The sequence below is a fragment of the Moraxella sp. genome, assembly GCF_024227015.1.
Taxonomy (GTDB): Bacteria; Pseudomonadota; Gammaproteobacteria; order Pseudomonadales; family Moraxellaceae; genus Moraxella.
The window spans coordinates 1-1324 of sequence record NZ_JAAELD010000404.1; the positions used below are offsets into that span (position 1 = coordinate 1).

At 45.6% G+C, this 1324-nt stretch carries 2 protein-coding genes; one reads left to right on the forward strand and one right to left on the reverse strand.

Annotated elements, in window-relative coordinates; genetic code table 11:
• On the reverse strand, nt 1-216 hold a 216-nt coding region (locus GY683_RS09460; RefSeq protein WP_297288489.1), incomplete at its 3' end, for a non-canonical purine NTP pyrophosphatase.
• A gap of 205 nt (nt 217-421) precedes the next feature.
• Here GY683_RS09460 and GY683_RS09465 point away from each other — a divergent pair.
• A partial coding sequence (locus GY683_RS09465; protein ID WP_297288490.1) for a YjgN family protein occupies nt 422-1324 on the forward strand: 903 nt, incomplete at its 3' end.

Sequence of the window (1324 nt, forward strand, 5' to 3'; positions counted from 1 at the left end):
ACTATCATCTGCCAAAGCAGGCAGTCCACTGGCGGCACTTGCGTGGCGCGCCTTGATGATGGCATTCTCAATGAATGACAATCCTGCCTCATCAGCGTCTGTGATGCCAAGCTCACCTTGTGGGATGATGGTAATGCCTAGATTCGCCTGATCGAACAGTGCCTGAAATTCGGCCAATTTGCCTTTATTGTTGCTGGCCAGAACGATGGTTTGCATGATTTAAATCTCCTAAGTCTCAGCCTGTTATTGTAACATAATTAAGCCCCGACCGGATAAGCATCCTAAACATTCGGCAAATGCTGCCATGCGCAAACCTCTGTCAGATAAGCCGAATATAAGCTCGGGTTTATTTTTGATAATATTCCTGATACAATGCTGTTATTTATCATTTAATAATCATTTTCAATAATCAAGGATTTTCATGTCGAATAATATCTACACTGACGTAGGCAGTGATATATTAACAGCATCTTCTGCGCCGCCTCCGCTGCCTGCCATGCAGCCTGAACCGACCACTCATCGCTTTGCCTTTGGTGGTACGGCAATGGCTTATTTTAAGATTTGGATTGTCAATCTGGTGCTGACCATCATCACGCTGGGCATCTACTCCCCATGGGCAAAAGTGCGTCGCCTGCGTTATTTTTATGGTAATACGCACCTTGACGGCAAAAGTTTTGACTTTACCGCCAATCCCAAGCGCATCTTAATCGGGCGCCTAATTGCCATCGCCATCTATGTCGCCATCAGTGTCTTTGGGCAGTTCTCGCCTGAGATTGCTTTTGCAGGGGCGATACTGCTGTTCTTGATTTTCCCTTGGATGCTGCGCTCGACGCTACGTTTTATGGCGAGAAACAGCCAATTTAACAACGTTCGCTTTGGTTTTGGTGGTACGCTCGCAGCGGCTTATGTGGTGATGTTACTGATTGTAGCTTTAAACTTCGTGAGTTTAGGTCTCTTAACACCATTTACAATTTGGCTGTTCAAGCGTTATCAATTTGACAATACGTATTTTGGACAACTTAAATTCAACTTTAACACTGGCGTCTGGGACATGTATAAGGCGATGATCTTGCCTTTGCTTGCATTCATCGTTGTGATGTTGTTGGGCGGTGGTTTTATCTTTAGCCAAGCAGAGACGATGGCTTCGCCCGATGGGTCGCTACCGCCTGCAGCAATAGCCATCATTGCGGTCATCTACGCTGTGATGCTGCTTATTTTTCCACTCATGCAAGGCTATATTCATCGCGCCATCTGGGGTAAATTAACCCTAGGGGACAATCGTTTTGTCTTGGTGAACTTTAGTCCATTAAAATTCGCCTTCATC